The organism is Streptomyces sp. N35 (assembly GCF_016464295.1).
Taxonomy (GTDB): Bacteria; Actinomycetota; Actinomycetes; order Streptomycetales; family Streptomycetaceae; genus Streptomyces.
The window spans coordinates 16,985-36,763 of sequence record NZ_JAEIMH010000092.1 but is presented as its reverse complement, the minus strand read 5'-3'; the positions used below and the strand labels follow the sequence as shown (position 1 = coordinate 36,763).

Annotated in this window: 21 protein-coding genes; 13 read left to right on the top strand and 8 right to left on the bottom strand. The window is 71.5% G+C overall.

Features of this window, described 5'->3' with window-relative positions; genetic code table 11:
- Positions 1–101 precede the first annotated feature (101 nt).
- Complete coding sequence (locus tag JAO81_RS35010; RefSeq protein WP_199552025.1) at positions 102–1,034, bottom strand: SCO1860 family LAETG-anchored protein; 933 nt, start codon at positions 1,032–1,034, stop codon at positions 102–104.
- 336 nt (positions 1,035–1,370) lie between these two features.
- On the opposite strand from JAO81_RS35010, the gene JAO81_RS35005 reads away from it, so the two are divergent.
- On the top strand, positions 1,371–2,228 hold the full coding sequence (locus JAO81_RS35005; protein WP_199552024.1) for a 2-phosphosulfolactate phosphatase: 858 nt from the start codon (positions 1,371–1,373) through the stop codon (positions 2,226–2,228).
- Positions 2,229–2,302: 74 nt separating this feature from the next.
- Here the strand turns inward: JAO81_RS35005 and JAO81_RS35000 are convergent, their stop codons facing one another.
- Complete coding sequence (locus tag JAO81_RS35000) at positions 2,303–3,397, bottom strand: amidohydrolase family protein (RefSeq protein WP_199552023.1); 1,095 nt, start codon at positions 3,395–3,397, stop codon at positions 2,303–2,305.
- A 92-nt stretch (positions 3,398–3,489) separates the two neighbouring features.
- Here JAO81_RS35000 and JAO81_RS34995 point away from each other — a divergent pair, with 92 nt between their 5' ends.
- The 5 genes from JAO81_RS34995 (at position 3,490) to thpD (ending at position 8,071) form a co-directional block, all read left to right on the top strand.
- The gene (locus JAO81_RS34995) at positions 3,490–4,548 is read left to right on the top strand and encodes an alanine--glyoxylate aminotransferase family protein (RefSeq protein ID WP_199552022.1); all 1,059 of its coding nucleotides are present in this window, start codon (positions 3,490–3,492) and stop codon (positions 4,546–4,548) included.
- A gap of 305 nt (positions 4,549–4,853) precedes the next feature.
- A complete protein-coding gene (gene ectA, locus JAO81_RS34990; RefSeq protein WP_199552021.1) occupies positions 4,854–5,381 on the top strand; it encodes a diaminobutyrate acetyltransferase in 528 nt (175 codons plus the stop codon).
- The gene (gene ectB, locus JAO81_RS34985; protein ID WP_199552020.1) at positions 5,378–6,646 is read left to right on the top strand and encodes a diaminobutyrate--2-oxoglutarate transaminase; all 1,269 of its coding nucleotides are present in this window, start codon (positions 5,378–5,380) and stop codon (positions 6,644–6,646) included. Before ectA ends, ectB begins: the two co-directional genes overlap by 4 nt.
- Positions 6,647–6,697: 51 nt before the next feature.
- Complete coding sequence (locus JAO81_RS34980; RefSeq protein ID WP_199552019.1) at positions 6,698–7,102, top strand: ectoine synthase; 405 nt, start codon at positions 6,698–6,700, stop codon at positions 7,100–7,102.
- 72 nt (positions 7,103–7,174) lie between these two features.
- Entirely contained in the window at positions 7,175–8,071 is an 897-nt protein-coding gene (thpD, locus tag JAO81_RS34975) for an ectoine hydroxylase (protein WP_199552018.1), read from the top strand.
- 6 nt (positions 8,072–8,077) lie between these two features.
- Here thpD and JAO81_RS34970 read toward each other — a convergent pair whose 3' ends face one another.
- The 5 genes from JAO81_RS34970 to JAO81_RS34950 form a co-directional block, all read right to left on the bottom strand.
- Positions 8,078–9,178, bottom strand: coding sequence for a maleylpyruvate isomerase family mycothiol-dependent enzyme (locus tag JAO81_RS34970; RefSeq protein ID WP_307814047.1), 1,101 nt, complete (start codon positions 9,176–9,178; stop codon positions 8,078–8,080).
- A gap of 1 nt (position 9,179) precedes the next feature.
- Positions 9,180–9,824 carry a sigma-70 family RNA polymerase sigma factor gene (locus tag JAO81_RS34965; protein ID WP_307814049.1) on the bottom strand — a complete coding sequence of 215 codons (645 nt, stop codon included), beginning with the start codon at positions 9,822–9,824 and terminating at the stop codon, positions 9,180–9,182.
- Between the two features lie 145 nt (positions 9,825–9,969).
- Positions 9,970–11,010: an aminotransferase class V-fold PLP-dependent enzyme gene (locus tag JAO81_RS34960; RefSeq protein WP_199552016.1), complete on the bottom strand. Its 1,041-nt coding sequence runs from the start codon at positions 11,008–11,010 to the stop codon at positions 9,970–9,972.
- Between the two features lie 152 nt (positions 11,011–11,162).
- Positions 11,163–11,873 (bottom strand): DsbA family oxidoreductase, encoded by a 711-nt coding sequence (locus tag JAO81_RS34955; RefSeq protein WP_199552015.1) that lies wholly within the window; start codon positions 11,871–11,873, stop codon positions 11,163–11,165.
- A gap of 69 nt (positions 11,874–11,942) precedes the next feature.
- Positions 11,943–12,854, bottom strand: coding sequence for a helix-turn-helix domain-containing protein (locus JAO81_RS34950; protein WP_233416361.1), 912 nt, complete (start codon positions 12,852–12,854; stop codon positions 11,943–11,945).
- A gap of 175 nt (positions 12,855–13,029) precedes the next feature.
- On the opposite strand from JAO81_RS34950, the gene JAO81_RS34945 reads away from it, so the two are divergent.
- The 3 genes from JAO81_RS34945 to JAO81_RS34935 are packed head-to-tail and all read left to right on the top strand — an operon-like array spanning position 13,030 to position 15,091.
- Positions 13,030–14,412, top strand: a complete 1,383-nt coding sequence (locus JAO81_RS34945; RefSeq protein ID WP_199552013.1) for an MFS transporter — start codon at positions 13,030–13,032, stop codon at positions 14,410–14,412.
- 45 nt (positions 14,413–14,457) lie between these two features.
- Positions 14,458–14,811: an AbrB/MazE/SpoVT family DNA-binding domain-containing protein gene (locus JAO81_RS34940; protein ID WP_199552012.1), complete on the top strand. Its 354-nt coding sequence runs from the start codon at positions 14,458–14,460 to the stop codon at positions 14,809–14,811.
- On the top strand, positions 14,798–15,091 hold the full coding sequence (locus JAO81_RS34935) for a hypothetical protein (protein WP_199552011.1): 294 nt from the start codon (positions 14,798–14,800) through the stop codon (positions 15,089–15,091). Before JAO81_RS34940 ends, JAO81_RS34935 begins: the two co-directional genes overlap by 14 nt.
- A gap of 4 nt (positions 15,092–15,095) precedes the next feature.
- Here the strand turns inward: JAO81_RS34935 and JAO81_RS34930 are convergent, their stop codons facing one another.
- The gene (locus JAO81_RS34930; RefSeq protein WP_199552010.1) at positions 15,096–16,625 is read right to left on the bottom strand and encodes an aldehyde dehydrogenase (NADP(+)); all 1,530 of its coding nucleotides are present in this window, start codon (positions 16,623–16,625) and stop codon (positions 15,096–15,098) included.
- A 177-nt stretch (positions 16,626–16,802) separates the two neighbouring features.
- Between JAO81_RS34930 and JAO81_RS34925 the strand changes: the two genes are divergently transcribed.
- The 4 genes from JAO81_RS34925 to JAO81_RS34910 all read left to right on the top strand — a co-directional run bounded on the left by JAO81_RS34925 (position 16,803) and on the right by JAO81_RS34910 (position 19,692).
- Positions 16,803–17,576 carry an IclR family transcriptional regulator gene (locus JAO81_RS34925; RefSeq protein WP_165336312.1) on the top strand — a complete coding sequence of 258 codons (774 nt, stop codon included), beginning with the start codon at positions 16,803–16,805 and terminating at the stop codon, positions 17,574–17,576.
- On the top strand, positions 17,577–18,068 hold the full coding sequence (locus JAO81_RS34920) for a GNAT family N-acetyltransferase (protein ID WP_199552009.1): 492 nt from the start codon (positions 17,577–17,579) through the stop codon (positions 18,066–18,068).
- Between the two features lie 200 nt (positions 18,069–18,268).
- Positions 18,269–18,802: a SigE family RNA polymerase sigma factor gene (locus JAO81_RS34915; RefSeq protein WP_199552008.1), complete on the top strand. Its 534-nt coding sequence runs from the start codon at positions 18,269–18,271 to the stop codon at positions 18,800–18,802.
- Positions 18,799–19,692, top strand: a complete 894-nt coding sequence (locus tag JAO81_RS34910) for a hypothetical protein (protein WP_199552007.1) — start codon at positions 18,799–18,801, stop codon at positions 19,690–19,692. The genes JAO81_RS34915 and JAO81_RS34910 overlap by 4 nt, the downstream gene beginning before the upstream one ends.
- The last annotated feature ends 87 nt before the right edge of the window (positions 19,693–19,779 follow it).

Sequence of the window (19,779 nt, the reverse complement as noted above, 5' to 3'; positions counted from 1 at the left end):
GGGGGGGGCCCCCGGCCCGCGGCCCGGCGGGGGGCGGGGCGCGGCCCGGGCCCCGGCCGGGGCGTGGATCCGGCGCCCGCCCCGGCCGGCTGGGACCGGTCCTAGCCGCGGCTGCGCGCGCGGGCCAGGACCAGGGCGCCGCCGCCCAGGCCGAGCAGGAGGACCGCGCCGCCCGCGATGAACGGCGTGCTGGAGCTGCCGCCGGTCTCGGCGAGGTCCTGCCGCTGCTCGCCGGCCGACTGGGCGCGTACGCCGTCGTCCTCGGCCTTGTCCGCGGGCTTCGCCGGCTCGGACTCGGCCGGCTTCGGAGCGCCGGCCGGCGACGTGCAGGACGCTTCGGCCAGCGCGATCACGCCCTCGACCTCGGCCACATTGAGCTTCAACGGGTTGACGGAGACCTTGAGTTCGAGCGCGGCCGCCGCGGCCGTCTTCGACGTGGTGTGGGTCTTCGAGAGCGTCAGGCTCACCTCGCCGACGCCCGGGACGACGACCCGGGTCACCCCGCCCGCGGAGAGCGTGACCTTCTTGCCGAGCACCGTCACCGAGCCGAGCACGTTGGACTCGGCGACTGGCTGCTTGCCCGCCTCGCAGACCGTCTTCGACGTGACCTGCTCCACCTCGATCAGGGAGAGGAGCGGAAGGCCGGGTACGTGGATCTTGGCGTGCGCCACGTTCGAGGAAGCCTCGGCCTTGTGCCGGTCCGTGGTGGCCTTCGCCGTGGCGACCTCCGCGCGCAGCACGCTGAACGGCTTGCCCTGGTTCACGCCGTCGAGGTTCACCGTCAACGCGGTCTTCTCCGCCGACCTGGGCGCCTGCACCTCGTTCAGCGTGGCCTTCAGCGGGACCTGCACGGTCTTGTTGAGCAGCCCGACATCGAGCTGCGTACGGAGCACGGCCGCACTCGCCTTGCCCTCGTCGCCCGTGGCATGGGCAGGAAGGGCACTCGCGAGGGCCACGGGACCGGTGGCCAGCAGCGTCGCCGCGGCAGTCGCGGCGATTCTGCGTGCGGGCATGCGGAAGGTGTTGCTGTTCAAAACGGGAAACCCCCACTGGGAAACATGGTGCAGACAGGGAGCCGCCGACGCACGCGGTACTTCGGGACATGCGCCGCGTCGACGACCTCGACGCCGAGAATCTTTACGCACGGAGAGTGAACTGACAGACGCGCGGCGTGAGTTCACCCCAAAGTGGGGTTTCCGGCCGCCTATTCGATTTCGGGCGCCTGTACAGACGCGTACGTCACCCGTGTCACCCACATCGCCCGAACGCGAGCGAATGCGCTGGTTGACGCTCCGGCGTACACCGGAAAGGGCAAACGACCACGCCGACCGCTTGGTTACGGTGCGTCAACCTGAGGCATGATCGGCGCCATGGACGCGACAAACGACGAGTGGGCCCGGCAGGACGCATACGGCGTGCGGTTCGAGTGGGGGCCGTCCGGGGCCCGTCGGCTGGCCCCCTGGGTGGCCTGTCTCGTGGTCGTCGACGTCCTGTCGTTCACGACCGCCGTCGACGTGGCCGTGACGGGCGGCGCCCGCGTCCTGCCGTACGCCTGGCGTGACGACTCGGCGGCCGCGTACGCCGAGGAGCGGGACGCCGCGCTCGCGGTGGGGCGCGGTGCGGTGTCCGAGGAGAACCCCTGGTCGCTCTCCCCCGCGACCCTGCGCCGGGCCGACCTGCCGCCACGGCTCGTCCTGCCGTCGCCGAACGGGTCGACGATCGCCGCGGCCGCCCCCGAAGGCGTCGAGGTGGTGGCCGCCTGCCTCAGGAACGCGCCGGCGGTGGGCAGTTGGCTGACCGACGAGGGATACGGCACGCCCGCGCGCCCTGTCGGCGTGATCGCGTCAGGCGAGCGCTGGCCGGACGGCGAGCTGCGTCCGGCCCTCGAGGACCTGCTCGGCGCGGGCGCGGTGATCGCGGCGCTGGGCGCACGCGACGGGGTCTCCCCCGAGGGGCCGGCCACACGCGACGGCCTCTCCCCCGAGGGGCCGGCCACACGCGACGGCCTCTCCCCCGAGGGACCGGCCGCACGCGACGGCCTCTCCCCCGAGGCGCGGGCCGCGCGAGCCGCGTTCGTCGGCACGGCGGATGTCCCGGCGGCGGTCCGCGCGGGGGTGTCAGGGCGGGAACTCGTGGAGTACGGGTTCCCTCAGGATGTGGAGCTGGCGGTGGAGCTGGGCTCGTCCGCGTCCGTACCGGTGATGCGGGACGGCGCGTTCACGGCCTGAACCTCGGCGTCCCTGTCCGCACCGGTGGTCCGGGACAGCGCGTTCACGGCCCGAACCAGAGCGACCGCGACCGCTCAGCCCACCACGGCCCCGTTCAGCACGACCCGCCGCGGCGCCCCCAACACCCGTACGTCCGCCCGCGGATCCGTCTCGTAGACCACCAGGTCCGCGGGAGCGCCCTCCTCGAGCCCCGGGCGCCCGAGCCACGCACGCGCACCCCAGGTCGCCGCGGACACCGCCTCGACCGCCGGGATGCCCGCGGTCACGAACTCACCGACCTCGGCGCCGGCCAGGCCGTGCGCAAGGGCCCCGCCCGCGTCGGTGCCGACGAACACCGGGATACCCGCGTCGTAGGCGGCCCGCACGGTGTCGTAACGGCGCTCGTACAGGCGCCGCATGTGGTCGGCCCAGATGGGGAACTTGGCGTCGCCCTGCTCGGCCAGTTTCGGGAACGTCGCGATGTTCACGAGCGTGGGCACGATGGCCACACCTCGCTCGGCGAACAGCGGGATCGTCTCCTCGGTCAGTCCGGTCGCGTGCTCGATGCAGTCGATGCCCGCCTCCACGAGGTCCACGAGGGAGTCCTCGGCGAAGCAGTGGGCGGTGACGCGCGCGCCGAGCCGGTGCGCCTCGGCGATCGCCGCGGTCACGGCCTCGCGCGGCCAGCAGGCCCCGAGGTCGCCCGAGGAGCGGTCAAGCCAGTCGCCGACGAGCTTGACCCAGCCGTCGCCTCGCCGCGCCTCCTGGGCGACGTACGCGACCAGGTCATCGGGCTCGATCTCGTGGGCGAAATTGCGGATGTAGCGGCGGGTGCGGGCGATATGCCGCCCGGCCCTGATGATCTTCGGCAGATCCTCGCGCTCGTCGATCCAGCGGGTGTCGGAGGGCGAGCCCGCATCGCGGATGAGCAGGGTGCCGGCGTCGCGGTCGGTGAGCGCCTGCTTCTCGGCGACCTCGTCGGGCACGGGGCCGTGGGTGTCGAGTCCGACATGGCAGTGCGCGTCCACGAGACCGGGCAGCGCCCAGCCCTCGACGGTCGTCACGTCCCGGGCGCCGGCGGGACGCCCGTACGAGATCCGCCCGTCGATCACCCACAGCTCGTCGCGTACGTCCTCGGGCCCGGCGAGGACCCGTCCCTTCACCCGCAGCACCGTGCCCTGATCGCTCATGTACGGCAGCGTAGAGGGCACTCGGTACGCTCGGACACGCATCCCGTTGCATCCACCACGCACACCTGAGCCCACCCCCGGAGAGCACGACCATGACGCGCGACCTGCACCCCTTCCTCGACCTGTCCCCGATGAGCGCTGCCGAATTCGCCGCGGTCGAGGACCGGGTGGCGCGCCTGCTGAGCACCGAGCAGGACGTGGTGATCATGCAGGGCGAGGCGCTGCTGCCGCTGGAGAGCTGTATCCGTTCGGCCGCGCAGCCCGGCACCGTCGCCCTGAACGTGATCACGGGCCCGTACGGGCAGACCTTCGGCAACTGGCTGCGGGACTGCGGCGCCGAGGTGATCGACCTGGCGGTGCCCTTCCACACGGCGGTCACCGCCGAGCAGATCCGCGAGGCTCTCACCGCGCGCCCCGACATCGACTTCGTCTCGCTGGTGCACGCGGAGGCCGCGACCGGCAACACCAACCCGGTCACGGAGATCGGCGCGGTCGTACGGGAGCACGGCGCGCTCTTCTATCTGGACGCCGTGGCCTCGGTGGGCGCGGAGCCGCTGCTGCCCGACGCGTGGGGCGTCGACCTGTGCGTCATCGGGGCGCAGAAGGCCATGGGCGGTCCGGCGGGTGTCTCGGCGGTGTCGGTGAGCGAGCGGGCGTGGAAGCGGTTCGCGGACAACCCTCGGGCGCCGCGCCGCTCCTACCTGTCGCTGCTCGACTGGAAGGAGCGCTGGGTCGACGGCGGCCGCAAGGCGCTCCTGCACGCGCCCGCGCAGCTGGAGATGCTGGCGCTCGGTGCGTGCGTGGACCGGATCGAGGCGGAGGGGCTTGACGCGCTGATGGCCCGGCACGCCGAGGCCGCGCATGCCACGCGTGCGGGCGCACAGGCCGCGGGTCTCGCGCCGTACGTGCGGGACGCGAAGGACGCCGCTCCGGTGGCCACGACGCTGCGGACGCCCGAGGGCGTCGACGCCTCCGCCGTCGTCGCCGCGGCGCTCGCCGCCGATGCCACGCTGCCGGTCGCGGCCGGCGGCGGGGCGCTGGCGCACGAGATGATCCGCGTGAACCACTACGGTCCCGACGCCCGTACCGACGTGGTGGAGCGGGCTCTCGCGGCGCTCGGGGATGCCGTCCGAAAGATCCGGTCCTCCTGAAATGCGGCAGCTTTAAACACCCAGGCGAACTCCTAATTCCATAAAGAATTCATGAAAACGGGAAGCGCATTAACGTGCAGCTTCCCGTTTTACTTCTGCCCGGTTTTCCGGGGCCTAAACACAAAGATTTCGTGTACATCCAGGCCCTGTGACCGACTCCACACCGAGTCCGATTCACGCGGTAAATCCCGCACAAAATCGCCCAAACATGTCGAGCCTCGCCCGCGCGGATAACAGATCCGAGCTCCTGATGTAACCCCCAAGCCCCATGCGATTTCGATTTCCTCTCGGTAAATTCAATCCGCATGACCACTGCACAGGAATTCCGGCTCGACAGCCCTGGCGTGAAGGACGGGGCAGCACTGTGGCGTATCGCCCGTGACTCGAAGACGCTCGATCTGAACTCGTCGTACAGCTATCTGCTGTGGTGCCGTGACTTCTCCGGCACGTCGGTGGTGGCGCGGGACGGGCAGGGGGAACCGGTCGGCTTCATCACCGCGTACATACGACCCGAGCGCCCGCACACCTTGCTGGTGTGGCAGGTGGCCGTGGACGCGGCCCACCGGGGCCGCGGGCTCGCCGCGACGCTGCTCGACGGACTCGCCCGCCGGGTCGTCGACGTATACGACGTGACCTCCGTCGAGACCACGATCACGCCCGGGAACACCGCCTCCGAGCGCCTGTTCACCTCGTTCGCCGAGCGTCATGGCGCCTCCGTCGAGCGCGAAGTCCTTTTCCGCGCCGAGGAGTTCCCCGACGGCAGCGCCCACGATCCCGAAGTGCTCTACCGCATCAGCCCCCTGACCACGCTGACGACCAAGGAGTCCCTGTGACCATCACTCAGCCCGACCTTTCCGTGTTCGAGACCCTCGAGTCCGAGGTGCGCAGCTACTGCCGTGGCTGGCCCACCGTTTTCGACCGTGCTCAGGGCAGCAAGATGTACGACGAGGACGGCCACGAGTACCTCGACTTCTTCGCCGGTGCCGGGTCACTCAACTACGGGCACAACAACCCGGTCCTCAAACGCGCGCTGATCGACTACCTGGAGCGCGACGGCGTCGTCCACGGTCTCGACATGTCGACCACGGCCAAGCGCGCGTTCCTCGAGACCTTCCAGGAGACGATCCTGCGGCCGCGCGACCTGCCGTACAAGGTCATGTTCCCGGGCCCGACGGGCACCAACGCGGTCGAGTCCGCGCTGAAGCTGGCCCGCAAGGTCAAGGGCCGTGAGTCGATCGTGTCGTTCACGAACGCCTTCCACGGGATGTCCCTCGGCTCGCTCGCCGTGACCGGCAACGCCTTCAAGCGGGCCGGCGCCGGCATCCCGCTGGTGCACGGCACCCCGATGCCCTTCGACAACTACCTCGACGGCCGCACCCCGGACTTCATCTGGTTCGAGCGGCTCCTGGAGGACTCCGGCTCGGGCCTGAACCAGCCCGCCGCGGTGATCGTGGAGACCGTGCAGGGCGAGGGCGGCATCAATGTCGCGCGCACCGAGTGGCTGCGCAAGCTCGCCGATGTCTGCAAGCGCTGGGACATGCTCCTGATCGTCGACGACATCCAGATGGGCTGCGGCCGCACCGGCGGCTTCTTCTCCTTCGAGGAAGCCGGCATCGTGCCGGACATCGTCACGGTCTCGAAGTCCATCAGCGGTTACGGCCTGCCGATGTCGCTCTGCCTGTTCAAGCCGGAGCTCGACGTCTGGGAGCCGGGCGAGCACAACGGCACCTTCCGCGGCAACAACCCGGCGTTCGTCACCGCCGCCGCCGCGCTCAGCGCGTACTGGGCGGACGGCGAGATGGAGAAGCAGACCCTCGCCCGCGGTGAGCAGGTCGAGCAGGCCATGAAGGCGATCCGCGCCGAACACCCCGACGCCACACGGGAGTACCGGGGCCGCGGTCTGGTCTGGGGCCTGGAGATGACCACCCCCGACCACGCGTCGAAGATCGCCCGCCGCGCCTTCGACCTGGGGCTCCTGGTGGAGACCTCGGGCCCGGAGAGCGAGGTCGTCAAGCTGCTTCCGGCGCTCACCATCACGCCGGAGGAACTGGACGAGGGCCTGCGCATCCTGGCCCGCGCCATCCGCGAGACGGTCTGACCGCCTCGGCACCCGCACCCGTATCCGTACAACCGAAGGAAGCAATTCACCGTGATCGTCCGCTCGTTCCAGGAGATCGAAGACACCGACCGGCATGTGAAGGCCGCGTCCGGCACCTGGGAGTCCAAGCGCATCGTGCTCGCCAAGGAGCGCGTGGGCTTCTCGCTGCACGAGACCGTGCTGTATGCCGGTACGACCACGTCCATGTGGTACGCGAACCACATCGAGGCCGTCGTCTGCACCGAGGGCGAGGCCGAACTGACCAATGACGAGACCGGCGAGAAGCACACCATCACGCCCGGTGTGATGTACCTGCTCGACGGGCACGAGAGGCACACCATGCGGATCAAGAAGGACTTCCGCTGCCTGTGCGTCTTCAACCCGCCGGTCACCGGCCGCGAGGACCACGACGAGAACGGGGTCTACCCGCTTCTGACGGAGCCCGACCCCGTCTGAGCCGCGCAGGCGGCCCCCGTCCGAGCCGCACGGCAACCACAGGACCGTACGAGAGGAATGGAAGGCACCACCATGACCACCGCACCCGAACGCACCGACCTGTACCCGACCCGCGCCACCAACGAGGTGCTCACCGAGCGGAAGGACCCTGTCGTGTGGTCTCCGCCGGGGGCGCCGGGGCCGATGTCGCCGTCGGAGCTGGGAGGGTTCGAGCGGGACGGGTTCCACGCGATCGAGCAGCTGATCACGCCGGATGAAGTGGGCGTGTACTCGGGCGAGTTGGAGCGTCTCGTCACCGATCCGGCGATCCGTGCCGACGAGCGTTCGATCGTCGAGCCGAAGTCGGGGTCGATCCGCTCGGTCTTCGAGGTGCACAAGATCAGCGAGGTGTTCGCGCGGCTCGTCCGCGACGAGCGGGTCGTCGGACGGGCGCGGCAGATCCTCGGCTCGGACGTGTACGTCCACCAGTCGCGGATCAACGTGAAGCCGGGCTTCGGGGCCAGCGGGTTCTACTGGCACTCGGACTTCGAGACCTGGCACGCCGAGGACGGGCTGCCGAACATGCGGACCGTGTCGGTCTCGATCGCGCTGACCGAGAACTACGACACCAACGGCGGGCTCATGATCATGCCCGGCTCGCACAAGACGTTCCTGGGCTGCGCGGGTGAGACGCCCAAGGACAACTACAAGAAGTCGCTGCAGATGCAGGACGCGGGCACGCCCTCGGACGAGGCCCTGACCCAGCTGGCGGACCGGCACGGGATCCGGCTGTTCACGGGCAAGGCCGGTTCGGCGACGTGGTTCGACTGCAACGCGATGCACGGCTCGGGCGACAACATCACGCCGTACCCGCGCTCGAACGTCTTCATCGTGTTCAACAGCGTGGAGAACGCGGCCGAGGAGCCGTTCGCGGCGCCGATCCGGCGGCCGGAGTTCATCGGGGCGCGGGACTTCACCCCCGTGCGCTGAATCCCGCTAGAGCCAGGCGATCCGGGCGGCACGTTCCAGTACGGAGCGTGCCGCCCGCTCGTCTCCTGCGAGGCCGCGGGGGACCTCGCCCGGGTCGTAGCGGCCGGCCAGGAGCAGGCAGAAGTCGACCGGATCCAGGACGAGTTCGGCCGCCACCGGCTCGTCCTCCGAGCCGAGCACCCACTCCCCGTCGGAGCCGTGCCCGGCCACCGTGAGCAGGACGGATACGGAGTCGTCCGCGAGCGCGAGGTCGAGGATGCGCACCCCGAGCCGGACCATGCGCCACAGGAGCGGGTCGGGCGGGGTGGGCACCGGACGGCCGAGCGCGCGGCCGATGTCGTCCGTGTGGATCCAGGTCTCGAAGCCGCGCACCACGTAGTGGTCGGCGATCGGAAGCCGCACCCCCAGCAAGGTCGTGGCCTGGGCGGCGAGTTCGGGGTCGGTGGCCTGCGGGGCACCGAGCAGCGCGGCGGACTGTTCGCGCCAGGCCGCGATGGTCTGTGCCGGGCTGTGCGTCCGCTCGTGTGCGATCACCTCGGCCGTGCGGTGCGCCCAGAGCTCGCGCCAGGAGAGGCCCCGCGCAGGCGCGCCGCGCGGCGCGCGGCCGGGGAGCCCGAGCCGCAGCGCCAGGGATTCGTCGGCGGCGAGGAGATGCGCGACCGTGGCGTGCACGTCCCAGTCGTGCACGACCGGGGTGCTCCACGGCCCCTGTTCCCCCAACTCCCGCAGCAGCGCCTGCAGTCCGGCCACGGCGGCGGCATACGGCGCGGCATGACCGGCCGTGCTCGGCGCCGCGGGGCGCTGCGCCAGTACGGAGGCGAGCAGGCGTCCTCGTACCTCCTGACCGCCGTCCTCGTACGCGGCCGTCTCACCGGTCGCGGCCCGGTCGATGCGCTCGTAGGCCAGTGCCGCGTCACCGCCGTCGAGCAGCCGGACGGTGTCGCGCAGCCGGCCCGCCTCCCCCGCGCACCATTCGCACTCGGCGAGATGGCCGAGAAGGCGGGGCTCGTCGGTGGGCAGCACCGCGCCCAGGGCCCATGCGCCCAGCAGTTCCCTTACGCCTTCGTGGTCGGAGCCCATCGTGTGCCCTTCTCTTTCCGTGCTCACTTCACGCACCCGCTTCTTTGCTCACGTCACGCACCGGCTCCTCTGCCACGTCACGCACCCGATCCACTGCCGTGTCCTGCGGTTCGGCGAGGGTCGCGGCGAGCCGGCGTAACGCGGTGCGCAGCCGGGTCTTCGCGGTGCCTTCGGGTATGCCGAGTTCGGCCGCCACCTGGCGGTAGCTGTGCCCGGCGAAGTACGCCAGATGCACGGCCTGGCGCTGCGGCAGCGGGAGTTCGGCGAGCGCGGAGTGGAGCAGCAGCGCACGCTCCATGTCGACGACCGCCTCGTCGGGCCCCGGCCCGGGCGCGGGGATGGCGTGCAGCGCCGCCTCGTCGGTGTGCGCGGCCTTGCGGTGGCGCTCCTCGGCGCGCACCCAGTCGACGGAGCGGCGGTGGGCGAGCATCGACAGCCAGGTGCGCAGGGTGCCGCGCTGCGGATCGTAGGGGTACGGACGGGACCACAGGTGCGCGAACCCCTCCTGTGCCACGTCGTCGGCGGCGCCCGGCGCATGCGCCACGCGCAGGGCGATCCGGCGGACGAGTCCGCCGTAGACGTCGTACGCCGCGGCCAGGGCGGACTCGTCCCCGTACACCAGGCGCCGGTGCAGTTCGGCATCGCTCGCCGCCTGACTGGTCTCCACCGGCACCGCCTCCTGGGGCCCGTCGTCACCCTTCCCGTCGTCGCCCCGCGGGGGCGGCCAGGCGGCGTCCGGCAGGCGGGAAGGTGGCGACGGGCCACTAGGCATTCGTAGCGCCTGGGGGGAATGGACGCCAGGGTGCGGCGGAAAGGGGCTACGCCAAGCTGTGCAGGAGCCGGTCGACGTCGTCGGAGGAGTTGTAGAGGTGGAAGGAGGCCCTCAAGTTGCCCGCGCGGTCGGAGACTTCGATGCCCGCCGCGCTGAGCTGCGGCTGGCGCGCGCCGAGCCCCGGTACGGACACGATGGCCGAGCCGGGCGCCTCGATGGGGGTGTGCCCGAGTTCGGCCAGGCCCGCGCGGAAGCGGTCGGCGAGGGCCGCGTCGTGGGCGCGGACCGCCGGGATGCCGAGGTGGTCGAGCAGTTCGAAGCCGGCCACGGCTCCCGCGTACGAGTAGAGGCTCGGGCTGATGTCGAAGCGCCGTGCGGAGTGGGCGAGTTCGGCCACGGGGCCGTAGCAGCTGTCCCAGGGCTGCTCGCCGGCCACCCAGCCCGCGAGCAGCGGAGTGAGGCCGCCGAGGTCCTCGGGGACCACGAGATAGGTGATCCCGCGCGGGCCCATCAGCCACTTGAAGCCGACGGCGACGAGGAAGTCCGCCTTGGGCAGCGGCAGCCAGCCCGCGGACTGCGAGGCGTCGACGAGGGTGCGGGCGCCGTGGGCGCGGGCCGCTTCCCGTACCGCGTCGACCGCGGCGATCCGGCCGTCGGCCGACTGGACCTGGCTGAAGGCGACCAGGTCGGTACCGGGACGGACGCTGTCCGCCAGTTCCTCCAGGGCGACCATGCGCACCTTGAGGCCCGGGCGGCTGTGGAACGGGTTCACGAGCGAGCTGAAGTCGTCCTCGGCGAGCAGGACTTCGGCCCCTTCGGGCAGCGAGGCCGCGATCAGTCCCGCGTACACCGCTACGGAGGCGCCCGTGGCGACCTGCCGCGCGGGGACGCCGGCGAGCCGCGCGAACGCGGCCCGCGCGGCCTCGACGTCACGGAAGTGGTCCAGCGGGCGGCCGGCCGCGGTGGCCTGTACGCCCTCGTGCATCGCGGCGACCCCCGCGGCCGGGATCAGCCCGGTGCTCGCACTGTTCAGATACGTCGTCTGCGGCGCGAAGGCGTCGCCTCCCAGTCGCTCCATGGTGTCCATGGGAGCCATGCTGGTACGTGACCAACTCCCCGTCCATTGCGGAGATGTACACGGTCGCCCTTAGCGATGCTTATACGTGGGCTCTGAGCAGCGCGTCTGTCGGAGTGCTCGGGCCTGTGGCGCCGGACAACCGCCGCGTCACGCGGGCGAACTCAGCCCTGCGGCACCGCACATCCGTCGGGACCGCACGCGTCCGCGTCGCCCTGGTCGATCACCTTGAGCGGCGAACGCTCGCCCCACGCCTGCTGCAGCGCCTGCGTGAACACCTCGGCGGGCTGGCCGCCGGAGACGCCGTACTTGCGGTCGAGGACGAAGAACGGCACGCCGGTGGCGCCGAGTTCGGCCGCCTCGCGCTCGTCGGCGCGTACGTCGTCGGCGTAGGCGTTCTCGTCGGCGAGCACCGCGCGGGCCTCGGTCTCGTCGAGTCCGGCCTCGACGGCGAGCGCGACGAGCACCTCCGGATCGAAGACGGAGCGCTCCTCGGCGAAGTTGGCGCGGTAGGCGAGGGAGAGAAGTTCGTCCTGCTTGCCGCGGGCCTTCGCGAGGTGCAGGAGGCGGTGGATGTCGAAGGTGCTGCCGTGGTCGCGGCCCTCGGTGCGGTAGCCGAGGCCCTCGGCGTGCGCGTTGGACGCGACGTTCTCCTCCATGGCGCGGGCCTCGTCGAGGGTGCGGCCGTACTTCTTGGCGAGCATGTCGATCACCGGTGCGGTGTCGCCCTTGGCCCGGTTCGGGTCGAGCTCGAAGGAGCGGTGCACGATCTCGACGTCGTCGCGGTGCGCGAAGGCGGCGAGCCCGTCCTCGAAGCGCTTCTTGCCGATGTAGCACCAGGGGCAGGCGATGTCGCTCCAGATCTCGACGCGCATGGTGTTCTCCAGGTCAGGGGGCGTCCGGTCGGATAGGTGAACGTTGAACCGGACCGGTTCATTCCCTGGTCAGGCGGTGGCGAGCCGACTGAACTGCGCCCGGTACCCGCTCGGGGTCAGACCGGTCCTGCGGACCACGTGCTGGCGCAGGGAATCCGCCGTGCCGAGGCCGCAGGCGCGGGCCACCCGGTCCATCGGGAGCGTGGTCGTCTCCAGGAGTTCCTTGGCGCGCTCGATGCGCTGGTGCAGGAGCCACTGGAGCGGGCTCATGCCCGACTCGGCGTGGAAGCGGCGGGTGAGGGTGCGCACGCTGATGCCCGCGTGCCGGGCCAGGTCGGTCAGGGTGAGCGGCTCGTCGAGGTGGCGCATCGCCCAGCCGCGGGTGTCCGCGCAGGCGGTGCCGCGCTCGGGCGGCAGCGGGGTCTGGGTGAACTGGGTCTGCCCGCCCGGCCGCACCGGCGCGACCAGCGCGAGCCGGGCGACGGTGTTGGCCGCGGCCGCCCCGTAGTCGGTACGGATCATGTGCAGACACAGGTCGATCCCGGCCGCGTAGCCGGACGAGGTCATGACCTGGCCGTCCTGCACGTAGAGCACGTCGCCCTGGACGTCGAGCGCGGGATAGCGCAGCCGCAGCTCCTGGGTGAGCTGCCAGTACGTGGTCGCCGAGCGACCGTCGAGCAGTCCGGCCTCGGCGAGCACGAAGGCGCCGCTGCAGATCGAGGCGATGCGCAGGCCCTGGGTCGCGGCCTCGCGTACCGCATCGACGGTGCGGGGGTCGGGCAGATAGCGGTGGCCGGTGCCGGCGATGAGCACGGTGTCGGCGCCTCGCAGGGCCTCCAGGCCGAGCGGCACCTCCAGGGTGAGGCCGCCGGTGGTGGTGATCGGGCCGGGCTCGGGGGTGCAGACCACCACCTCGTATCCGGGCACGCCGTCGATCTCGACCTTCTCGAAGAGCATCTCGGGGATCGCCAGATTGAACATCGAGACAGGTGAGGGGGCGATGACGACGATGCGGTGGGGGCGACGAACAGAAGCCCCCGGAAACCCCGGGATACCCGCGCCCCGAGCCGCGTCGCTCTCCGTCATGGCCAGAACCTCCGGATCTATGGCAATCAAGCCACTACTATACGCCCCGGTAGATCGCCAAGGTAGGGGCATGGCTCTCCAGACCGCAGACCAGAACCCCCGGACCGGGGCCCAACTGCCCACGGCGGCAAGCCCCGAGCGCGCCCACTCACCCGCGCTCACCTTGCTCGCCGCCCTGCTCGGCTTCTTTCTGATCACCCTCGACGTGTCGGTCGTCAATGTGGCCCTGCCGTCGATGGCCGACTCGCTGGGCGCCGGCATGACAGGGCTCCAGTGGGTGGTGGACTCGTACACCCTGGCCCTGGCCGCGCTGATGCTCTCGACCGGCGCCTTCGCGGACCGGATCGGCGCGACGAAGGCGTACGGGATCGGTGTCGCGCTGTTCACCGCGGCGTCCGTGGCCTGCGGTCTGGCCCCCGACCTCGCCACGCTGACCGGCGCGCGGGTCCTGCAGGGCATCGGGGCCGCGATCGTGCTCCCGGCCTCGCTCGCGCTGGTGCGCCGCGCCTTCCCCGATCCCGCCAGGCGGGCCCGCGCCGTCGCGGCCTGGGCGGCGGGCGGGTCGGCGGCCACCGCGTTCGGACCGGTCGCGGGAGGTGCGCTGACCACCGCCTGGGACTGGCGCGGGATCTTCTTCATCAACGTGCCGTTCGGCCTGCTCGCCCTCGCGCTGCTGCTGCGGGCACCGCGCTTCGAGCGCCGCCGTACGCCGCTGGACCTGCCCGGTCAGATCGCCGCGACGGTGGCCCTGACCGCGGTGGCGTTCGCGGTGATCGAGCGCGGGACGGTGGGCGTGCTCGCCGCGGTGGTGGCCGTGGTGTCGGCGGTCGTGTTCGTCCGCGTGGAACGCCGCCACGAGCACCCGGTGGTCCCGCTCGCCCTGTTCCGCAACCGCACGGTCGCGGTGATGGTGGCGACGGGTGCGGCGGTGAGCGTCGCGTTCTACGGGATCGTGTTCGTCTTCAGCCTCTTCTTCCAGCAGGTGCAGGGGCGTTCGGCGCTGGCGGCGGGACTGATGTTCCTGCCGATGACAGGTCTGATCGCGGTGTCCAACATCGTCGCGGGCAAGCTCGCGGGGCGTTACGGGCCGCGGCTGCCGATGCTGATCGGTCAACCGCTCGCCGTGGTGGGCCTGTTGCTGCTCCTCTTCGTGGGCGAGAACAGCTCGACCATGATGCTGGCGCTGATCATGATGCCGCTGGCCATCGGTTCCGCGCTGACCGTGCCGCCGCTCACCGCCGCGATCCTGGACGCCGTACCGGCCGAGCGCGCCGGCCTCGCGGCGGGTGTCCTGAACTCGGCGCGCCAGGTGGCGGGAGCGCTGAGCGTGGCCGGGTTCGGAGTGCTGGTCTCGGGGTCGTTCGTGGCCGGCCTGCACGTGAGCGTGCTGATCGCGGCGGCCTTCCTCGCGGCGACGGGTACGGCCACGGCGCTGCTGCCGCGCCGTGGGTGAGGCGCTCGACGGTTAGGCAGACTTTCTTCCAGGTAGACTGTCGGCATGACTGCCGTGAAGCGCCGCCGCAGGCCGCACCTGGTCGCCACGCCCCTGCGCAAGAAGGGCGTCATCACCATCCCCCAGGACATAAGGGATCAGCTGGATCTCCGCGAGGGAGACCAGCTCGTCGTGGCCGTCGAAGACGGGCGCATCATCCTCACGCCCGCCTCCGTCGTGCCGGATGACCAGGCCTGGTTCTGGTCCCCCGAGTGGCAGGCGAAGGAACGCGAGGTGGAGGAGGCGCTGGCCGAGGGCGAGCGGGGCGAGGTCCACGAGGACGGCGCGTCCCTGCTGCGCACGCTGGCCGACGACGCGGGCCTCGACCTGGGGGAGATCGAGAAGCGTGCCGACGTATGAGACGCTCAGCCATTTCCTGCGCGACTGGAAGGGCCTGACGGCGGAGCAGAAGACCGCGTTCCTCGTGGCCGTCGCTCAGTTCGTCGCCGACCTACGAGCCGGCACCGGCTTCCGGCGGGGCCTCCGGGTCAAGAAGATGCAGGGCTACGAGGACGTCTGGGAGATGTCGTGGGCCCCGGACGGACGGGCCACGTTCCACTACGGCCCGTCCGTCACCGACGGTGAGCCTCACGTGGTGTGGCGCCGCATCGGGACCCACTCCATCTTCACGCGCCCCTGAACACTCAGTCGCGCACCCCGTCCACCACCCGCGGCACCCCCAGGGGATTGTCGTCGCGCAGTTCCGGCGGGAGCAGGGCCTCGGGGGTGGTCTGGTACGCGACCGGGCGCAGCCAGCGTTCGATCGCCGAGCCGCCCACGGAGGTCGACGTCGAGGTGGTGGCCGGGTAGGGGCCGCCGTGCTGCTGGGCGGGGGCGACGGCCACGCCGGTGGGCCAGCCGCCCACGAGCACACGGCCGGCGAGCGCGGTGAGCTCGGCGAGCAGTGCGGCGCCGCGGCCCTGCGGGTCCCCGGCCTCCGTGTCGGACAGGTGCAGGGTCGCGGTCAGATTGCCGGGCAGCCGCGACAGTACGGCGGTGATCTCGGCCTCGTCGTCGTAGCGGGCGACGACGGTGACCGGGCCGAAGCACTCCTCCAGGAGCAGATCGTGCGCACCCTCCTCGACCAGGCGCGCGGCGTCCACGGTCAGGAAGCCCGCGCCGACCGTGTGCTCACCGCCCGAGCCAGGGGTGACGGGCGCCTCGACGCCGTCCAGGGCGGCCCGCGCGGCGACGCCCGCGATGAAGGCGTCCCGCATCCGGTGGTCGAGCAGCACGCCGGCCTCGACCTCGCTGACGCCGTGCGTCAGTTCCTTGACGAGGGTGTCGCCGTTCGCGCCGGCCGGTACGAGCACGAAGCCCGGCTTGGTGCAGAACTGGCCGACGCCCAGGGTCATCGAGCCCGCGAGCCCCGCGCCGAGCTGCTCACCGCGCTCGATCGCGGCGGCCTCGGTGATCACCACCGGGTTGAGCGAGCCGAGTTCGCCGTGGAACGGGATGGGGTGCGGGCGGGCGGCCGCCGCGTCGAAGAGCGCGCGTCCGCCGCGTACCGAACCCGTGAAGCCGGCCGCGGAGATCAGCGGGTGCTTGATGAGTTCGACGCCCGCCTCGAAGCCGTGCACCAACTGCACGACGTCCTCGGGCAGTCCGCTGCGCACGGCCGCGCGGCGCAGCACCGAGGCGCAGATCTCGGAGGTGGCCGGGTGATCCGGGTGCGCCTTGACCACCACCGGGCACCCCGCGGCGAGCGCGCTCGCGGTGTCGCCGCCGGGCACCGAGAAGGCGAGCGGGAAGTTGGAGGCGGCGTACACGGCGACTACGCCGAGCGGCACCTTGTAGCGGCGCAGATCCGGCCACGGCGGGGTGCGGGTGTCGTCGGCGTGGTTGATGACGACGTCGAGGAACGCGCCCTCGTCGACGAGCTCGGCGAAGGAGCGCAGCTGGAAACTGGTGCGCGCGAGCTCGCCGTTGAGGCGGCCGGGGCCGAGGGCGGTCTCCGCGTCGGCGGCCTCGACGACATGGGCGGCGGCCTCGTCGAGCAGCTCGGCGGCGGTGCGCAGGAACGCGGCGCGTACGGCCCGGTCGGCCAGCGTCTCCCGGACGGCGTGCGCCGCGCGCACCACGCGGTCGATCTCCTGAGCTGTGGCCTCGACCGCAACCTGCTCACGTGGCTTCCCGTTACGGGGGTCGACGCTCCAGACTTGTGCTGCTGTCACGGCCGGTCCTTCCCGAAGGCCCGAAGTGCACGGTTTCGCCCCGCAGTTCTCGGTGGTCCGCCACGAGAACCTGGGAAAACTCTGCCGCCCACCAGGGCCGTTCGATATGCTGAACGCTGTCTCCGAATGTGAATCGCTTGGGAGGCTATGCGTTGGCGAACGAAGGGGTCAAGGGCGATGTCTGCAGCCGACACCGGCGGTGGTGCGCAGGTCAAGTCCGCTGTGCGGACCGTGGAATTGCTCGAGTACTTCGCGGGCCGGCCCGGAATGCACTCGCTGGCGGCGGTGCAGGAAGCGGTCGGGTACCCGAAGTCCAGCCTCTACATGCTGCTGCGCACGCTCGTGGAGCTCGGCTGGGTCGAGACGGACGCGACGGGCACCCGCTACGGGATCGGCGTCCGCGCCCTGCTCGTGGGCACCTCCTACATCGACGGCGACGAGGTGGTGGCCGCGGCTCGCCCGACCCTCGACCGGCTCTCCGACGACACCACGGAGACCATCCACCTGGCGCGTCTGGACGGCGTGAACGTCGTCTATCTGGCCACCCGCCAGTCCCAGCACTATCTGCGCCCGTTCACGCGGGTGGGGCGCCGGCTGCCGGCGCACTCCACCTCGCTCGGCAAGGCGCTGCTCGCGACCCACACCGACGAGCAGGTCCGCAAAATGCTCCCGGAGACGCTCGCGCCGCTCACCGAGCACACGATCACGGACCGCGAGCAGCTGATCGAGGAGCTGCACCAGATCCGCGAACAGGGCATCTCGGTGGACCGCGAGGAGAACACCCTCGGGCTGCGCTGCTTCGGTGTCGCGATCCCCTACCGCACGCCGGCCCGTGACGCGATCAGCTGCTCGGTGCCGGTGGCGCGGCTGACGCCCGCCCACGAACAGATGATCAAGGACGCACTGTTCGACGCGCGGGACCGTCTGACGCTCGCGACCCGGAGGCTCTGAATGTTCGAGGACGCGGTACAGCCGGTGACCGATATCGCCCTGCGACCGGTCCACTCCAGCGATCTGCCGGTCTTCTTCCGGCAGATGAACGATCCGGAGTCGATGCGCACGGCCGCCTTCGTCTCGCCGAAGTCGGCGGACTGGGACCTGTTCTCGGCGCACTGGAAGCGCATCTGCGCCGAGTATGTGGTCCGTACGGTGCTGCTCGACGGCGATGTGGTCGGCAGCGCCGCGGTCTACGGCGAGCCGGGCGAGCTGGAGGTCACGTACTGGATCGACCGCGCGTACTGGGGCCGTGGTGTGGCCACGGCCGCCCTGCGCCTGCTCGTCGCCGAGGTCACGGAGCGCCCGCTGCACGCCCGCGCGGCGGCGGACAACGCGGGCTCGGTCCGGGTGCTCGAGAAGTGCGGGTTCGTCGTGACGGGCCATGACTGCGGGTTCGCCGTGGCGCGGGACGCCGAGATCGACGAGGTCGTCCTGACACTGACGTAACGCCGGACACTGACGTAACGCCGGCGGCGGGCTCGCTGCCCCGTCGCGTCCCCTCCTCGCCCCCGGGGAGACAACGCTTGGGTCACGGCGGACCTTCGCGTGCAGCAACTGGGCCGTGCACTCCGTCAGGTTGAGCAGGAGGCCAAGGCGGCTTCGTAAGGGGGCGGACATGCCGCAGGGACACGAGCCGGGGCCCGCGGATGCGGGCGGCTGACGTGCCGGCCTTCACGGCCTTCGTGCAGGCACGGTCGTCGGCGCTCTTCAGAACCGCGCTGCTGCTCACCGGTGAGCGCCATCTGGCCGACGATCTGGTGCAGTCCACGCTGGAGCAGGTGTGCCGGCACTGGCGGCGGGTGCGCTCCGCCGATGCTCCTGAGGCGTACGCGCGCCGGATCCTGGTGAATCTCGCGAACGACCGCTGGCGCAGGCTGCGCGGGCACGCGGAGATTCCCCTGGACGACGGCATCGGCGGCGAACAAGTCGGCCCGCCGGTCGATCCGTACCAAGGCCTCCATGTCCGCGACGAGTTGATCCGCGTTCTGCACACCCTGCCGATCGGCATGCGGACCGTGCTGGTGCTGCGGTACTTCGAGGAGCTCGACGACGCGGAGATCGCCCGCCTGATGGATATCTCGGAGAGCTCCGTCAGATCCCAGGCGGCCCGGGGGCTCGCGAAGCTCCGCTCGGCCATCAACCCGCAGGTGACGCGCGCGAGTTCAGGAGGAACGGCATGAGCCATGCGGACCTGGAGGAGGAGCTGGCCGCGGCCATGCTCGACCGTACGGAGCGGGTACCTGCCCGCCGCTACGACGCGGACGCTGTCGTCTCCACCGTGCGGCGGCGCCGTCGGCGGCTGCGGCTGGGCACGGCGGCGGCCGTCGCGGCCGTGGCCCTCGGGGCCGGATTCGTGTCCCAGAGCGGTCCCGGCCGGGCCGGTGCCCCGGTGCAGGCGACGACCGCGCCGAGCACCGACAGCCGTCCCACGGGCGCGCCCGCGCAGCCGGACCCGACCCCGGCCGCGGCCCCCTCCCAGCCCCTGCCCACCCTGTTCCTGTCGGCCCTGCGCCACCAGAACCCGGCGACCCGCGCCGAGGTGGATCCGGACGCCGTCGCCACGCTGTTCGCCGACCGGGCCACGTACGAACGCGTCTGGGGCACCGACTCCCTCGGCGTGACCTGCGGCGAAGCGGTCGACGGGGTGCTGGCGGCCGGCGAGGTCTCGCTCTACCAGGGAACACGGCGGGTCGACCGGACGGTGTCCCTCGAGTTCGACCCGGGCACGGGCCGGGTCACCGGCCTGACGTGCAGGCCCGTCGCCGGTCATGGCAAGGGCGGCGACCCGACGGTGTCCGGTTTCTACGGCGGTCTGGTGGAAGCCGCCGAGTCCGGTGCCGGCGCGACCCGCCGCAAACAGCTCGAGCAGCAGTTCGTGAGCGAGTACCTGCGAGCCGTCCGGGGGCCGAACCCCGCAACCTGTTTCTCGCACGAGCCCCGGTTCTGGCTCGCCGACGACGCCACGTCCGCGACGCTCACCCACGGCTGGACCGTGACCTTCGGCGACGACGACGGCTTCCCGATCGACATCGACGAGAACGGGAAGATCGCTCGGTCCTGCGGAGGGTGAGCCGGTGAGCCGGTGCGCCGGTGCGCCGGTGAGGGAAGGCTGACCCCGCCTCCAAGGCTGACCCCGCCTCCCCCGCGCGGCGGAGGC

Coding starts and splice junctions, on each gene's coding strand:
- JAO81_RS35005 (WP_199552024.1), top strand. CDS start 1,371: ATGGACGCGACAAACGACGAGTGGGCCCGGCAGGACGCATACGGCGTG.
- JAO81_RS35000 (WP_199552023.1), bottom strand. CDS start 3,397: ATGAGCGATCAGGGCACGGTGCTGCGGGTGAAGGGACGGGTCCTCGCC.
- JAO81_RS34995 (WP_199552022.1), top strand. CDS start 3,490: ATGACGCGCGACCTGCACCCCTTCCTCGACCTGTCCCCGATGAGCGCT.
- ectA (WP_199552021.1), top strand. CDS start 4,854: ATGACCACTGCACAGGAATTCCGGCTCGACAGCCCTGGCGTGAAGGAC.
- thpD (WP_199552018.1), top strand. CDS start 7,175: ATGACCACCGCACCCGAACGCACCGACCTGTACCCGACCCGCGCCACC.
- JAO81_RS34960 (WP_199552016.1), bottom strand. CDS start 11,010: ATGGACACCATGGAGCGACTGGGAGGCGACGCCTTCGCGCCGCAGACG.
- JAO81_RS34955 (WP_199552015.1), bottom strand. CDS start 11,873: ATGCGCGTCGAGATCTGGAGCGACATCGCCTGCCCCTGGTGCTACATC.
- JAO81_RS34950 (WP_233416361.1), bottom strand. CDS start 12,854: ATGTTCAATCTGGCGATCCCCGAGATGCTCTTCGAGAAGGTCGAGATC.
- JAO81_RS34945 (WP_199552013.1), top strand. CDS start 13,030: ATGGCTCTCCAGACCGCAGACCAGAACCCCCGGACCGGGGCCCAACTG.
- JAO81_RS34940 (WP_199552012.1), top strand. CDS start 14,458: ATGACTGCCGTGAAGCGCCGCCGCAGGCCGCACCTGGTCGCCACGCCC.
- JAO81_RS34925 (WP_165336312.1), top strand. CDS start 16,803: ATGTCTGCAGCCGACACCGGCGGTGGTGCGCAGGTCAAGTCCGCTGTG.
- JAO81_RS34920 (WP_199552009.1), top strand. CDS start 17,577: ATGTTCGAGGACGCGGTACAGCCGGTGACCGATATCGCCCTGCGACCG.
- JAO81_RS34915 (WP_199552008.1), top strand. CDS start 18,269: ATGCGGGCGGCTGACGTGCCGGCCTTCACGGCCTTCGTGCAGGCACGG.
- JAO81_RS34910 (WP_199552007.1), top strand. CDS start 18,799: ATGAGCCATGCGGACCTGGAGGAGGAGCTGGCCGCGGCCATGCTCGAC.